Source organism: Candidatus Kaelpia imicola (genome assembly GCA_030765505.1).
Lineage (GTDB): Bacteria > Omnitrophota > Gorgyraeia > Kaelpiales > Kaelpiaceae > Kaelpia > Kaelpia imicola.
Map to the genome: position 1 here is coordinate 1 of JAVCCL010000003.1, position 4,031 is coordinate 4,031.

Annotated in this window: 4 protein-coding genes; all 4 read right to left on the reverse strand. The window is 36.1% G+C overall.

Annotated elements, in window-relative coordinates; translation table 11 throughout:
* Nucleotides 1-661, reverse strand: a 661-nt coding sequence (locus tag P9L98_00470; GenBank protein MDP8215785.1) for a GNAT family N-acetyltransferase, incomplete at its 3' end; no start/stop codon positions are given.
* A 488-nt stretch (nt 662-1,149) separates the two neighbouring features.
* Nucleotides 1,150-1,803 (reverse strand): hypothetical protein, encoded by a 654-nt coding sequence (locus P9L98_00475; protein MDP8215786.1) that lies wholly within the window; start codon nt 1,801-1,803, stop codon nt 1,150-1,152.
* Between the two features lie 234 nt (nt 1,804-2,037).
* Nucleotides 2,038-3,609, reverse strand: a complete 1,572-nt coding sequence (locus P9L98_00480) for a hypothetical protein (protein MDP8215787.1) — start codon at nt 3,607-3,609, stop codon at nt 2,038-2,040.
* Nucleotides 3,610-3,722: 113 nt separating this feature from the next.
* Nucleotides 3,723-4,031: helix-hairpin-helix domain-containing protein (locus P9L98_00485; GenBank protein ID MDP8215788.1), on the reverse strand; the 309-nt coding region annotated here is incomplete at its 5' end.

Consider the following 4,031-nt stretch of genomic DNA (forward strand, 5'->3'; position numbering starts at 1 on the left):
ATCCAGGAAGGGTTACCGGTGTTTCATACTCATCGTCAAGCACCATTATAAAACGCATATTTATGATACCGTGTTTTTTAAAGATAGTCTCAAATCCAAATTTCTTATAATATCTCTCTGCCATTCTGCTTACATTTACAGCAGCTACGCATTCAACCCCCAATCTCTGTAAGGCTTTTAATCCTAGAGTAATAAGTATCTGTCCTATACGATCTTTACTGTAGGTTTTATCTACCATAAGAGCCGGTTCAAAAGTGCGGCTTTTAAGATCTTCTCCTAATCCCCATTGATTTCTACTTTTACCCTGGTTATCAGGGTGATCATAGTAATAGTAAGCTGGATCATACCTGAAATCTTCGTTAATCTCAGCATATATGCCATTTATTCTAGCGCAGATATATCCAATCTCTTTACCGTCAGGGGTAGCTATCTCAATAGTATGGCGACTACCTTGCTCATGGAAGCGGTCATCCGGTGGCTCTTCTCTGTAAGTCATTATGAATTCTGAGCCGGAATCAGTCTTTATAATGACGCGGGATTGTGATAGCAGGGCGTCGATTATATTAACTTCTCTTATCCTCCTTGCATCTGCGGGATAGGAAAAAAACAAAACGACCCCCACCATAAATAAAATAACCTTTTTTAAATATTTCATTTTCATGTTTTTATGGTCAATCCCCTCTTTCTATAAATATGCCATATATAGAGCAATAGTCAAATTGGGAGGGTTAAATAAGGTTAAAAGGAGGGCCTTCTCGCCACAGTCAAGCGTCCAAAGAAAATGCTTAAATTAATGCGTTGTTAGTCTTTTAGTAACAATAAGTTATGAGGGTCATATTTTGGTTGGGTATTTTTGCAGTGTCATTGTGACAAAATTGTGACAAAAATAAATAAAATAAAGACTTAAAGCATGTATTCCTTTAATTCACCATCAACTATTTCACAATGATGCGGATAGTTAAGCAAGGGCGTATTATAATTTTGCTCTCTTGTCATTGCCCCCCCCCATTGGTGTCCAAATAGTGTCCAGAATAGGGGGCAATACAGGGTAATACTCGGAATTGGTGGTAATAATAGAATAAATCGAGAATAGATAACAATGTTTAACTTATTACTTAGATACTAATGTTGCAATAATATTCTTCAATACTATTGGATTAAATTTACATATGCTTTATATTTATCTAATAAACCACACCTTTCTAATTCCTCATATAACCAATACTGTCCTACGTTATACCAACCCAAGTATCCATAATCTTCTGCCTCTTCATGGCCCTCAGCGGCAATATAATAGTCTATACGTACACCTGTCACCATCAAATCCCAATGACCACTCCTTTCATATAGTTCTGGAGTTACTCCTGGCTCACGCCGTAATTTTCTTACCAGCGTACGTTTATTAAAAACTATAATGCTCGTCTTAAATGTTATCTGCCCCTCGGAAAACGGAATGCTTGGATGAGCTAAATAGCGAGCACTAGAAGTGAGATATGTCCTATAACATTCAAAACCATATTGTTTTGGTCTAAGACTGTAATAAGGTATATTATTCCTACGGGTAACATGACCGACCAATCTACCTTCCTTCAATCCTTCAATCAAGTGAATAGTTTCTGTAGTTAACTCACCGTTTAAAATAAGCTTAATATGTTCACTATTTATACCTGCTTCAGCAAGTTCCTGCCACAGTTCTTCAATAGATGTATGTGCTCTTACCCTCCTTGCATCAGCAGGAAAAGATAGAAACAAAACAGCTCCTACTATGAATAAAATAATCCCTTTAGTCTTTAAACTCATCATAATTTATACCAAGCCCTCTATATAAATTATGCCATATATAAAGCAACAGTCAAATTGAGGGGGGGGGTAATTAAGATTAAAGGGGACTCATTCTCGCCACAGTCAAGTGTGCAAAGAAAATGCTTAAATTAATACAGTGTTAATCTTTTATTGTCAATGTGTTACAGAAAAGATATCGTTAGTATAAATTTTTACAACCTGATTGTAACAAAATTGTGACTATTTGAAACTACATCAAGGAGTGGCTGGAGCAGACATCCATCTCTGCCAAATTTCATCAAGCATAGCATTCATTCCGCTACCACTTTCGATTATTCTTTGGTTCATTCGTATAAATTCATTTTCAAATTCAGGATATTTTATGAAGACCTGAGCTGCAATTTCCCAAAAAGGTTGATCTGGATTATCCCACCTTATATCAGAATTATCATAATTATAGACAATCTCCCCGAATACATTAAGATTATCTTCCGACTCAAAAGTTTCTCTGGCGAAATTAAATAATGGATCTCTTTCTTGGAGTAACCAACCCATAAATTCTCTAATAAATACTTTTTTCATCTGCACTGCTTTAGTAAAGCTTTCTATTCCAGTAACTCCGATAGGTAAATTACTAAACAGCAATAAATGATTGAAATCCTCATCTGGCATAAAACCTGTGCTAACAACAATGACTCGCCCCTCTCCTTCTTTCCTTTCTGGTTGATATTTAGCATCTACCTTAGCAAGAGCATCTCTAATGCTTGCCCCTGGATATCCAGAAACAGACATACCAAAAGCACCGCCTAGAGCATCCACTCTCATTCTATTATATTCTTCTTGAGATACCCTCTCTTTCTCTTCGGTTTCTTCATAAGAACTAACAATACCTCTTTTAAGATCAATATAATCAAATCCACACTGAAAAACCCCCCTTAGAAAACCAGCTAAGTGACGATCGCCTTCACCGCTTGTAAAAATTATTATATCTTTTGCCCTAAATTCATCATCTAACTCTCTTGCTTTACTAATTATTCTCAACATTTTAAACTTCCTAATAAAATCTTGATAAAGAAATGTCCAGTTAAAATTTGCAATTGTTCCTTCATCTAACCCTGTATTATCTATGCTGAAAAAATCTTCCCCAAATATCTGCCCAACAAGATTAATTCTTTCATCTTTTTTCTGTGAATCATCCAATCGATCATATGCTTCGATTAATCTATCAACATCATCTCCAAAATAAAGACCTCTAGCATCAGATCCAAGACCAGATTTGACATAAAAAGTATGATCATCAAGACGAATAGAGCTGTAGCTTTGATCTGGGGCAATACCGTGTTCTCCCAAGACAATCTGTAATTTCCCGCTGTGTCTATCATAGAATGTCTCATTAAAAGAAATAACTAGATCTACAGGATCTTCAACTACATCGTAAGGAGGACCTAGTTTATCATATCCAATAAATATTCCTTCATGCTCTACATAAATTCTATCTGGACTATCTTCATCATAAGGAGACACATCTGGTGCATTCAGCATTTTTGCCAATGTATTAAAGAGATATCTACCTACTATAATTTCAATTTTAGCATCTTCATTAGCCCTCTTTCTTATTGTCCGTGCAGCATTAACAATTACTCCCAAATCACCTGCACCACCAATTTCCTCAATATTCCCTAAGAAAATTAGTTTCACAGTTCGTATATTTTGTGGAAATAGATGTTCACTTGAAACTATCCTCACCCTCCTCGCATCAGCAGGACAAGAAAATAAAATAATCCCCACTATAAATAAAATAATTCCTTTAGTCTTTAGGTTCACCATATTTTGTACCAATTCCCCTCTTTATAAAGTATGCCATATATAGGGCAATAGTCAAATTGGGAGTGTTAATTAAGATTGAAGGGGACTCATCCTCGCCACAGTCAAGTGTCCCCTCAAAAACTAATATACCCACTCACCTTCTTAAGCCTCTTACCTATATTACCTAAATCCTCTAATCTTCTAACCCTTCCCCCACTCTTTCTTATATTAAGTATTCTCCTTACACTAACCTCACCCAATCCCGGTATACGCATAAGCTTAAATCTATCCGCTTTGTTTATATTTACAGGAAAGTACTCCGGATGTCTCTTGGCCCAAGCCTCTTTAGGGTCTGTTAAGAGCGAGAGGTTTCCATTCTCATCAAATGGAATCTCATTAATTGAGAAGTTATATTTTCTTATCAGCCAGTCTGTCTGATAGAG

Bases quoted from the DNA above. Each gene is read 5' to 3' on its own strand.
- P9L98_00480 (MDP8215787.1), bottom strand. From the start codon at position 3,609: ATGGTGAACCTAAAGACTAAAGGAATTATTTTATTTATAGTGGGGATT.
- P9L98_00475 (MDP8215786.1), bottom strand. From the start codon at position 1,803: ATGATGAGTTTAAAGACTAAAGGGATTATTTTATTCATAGTAGGAGCT.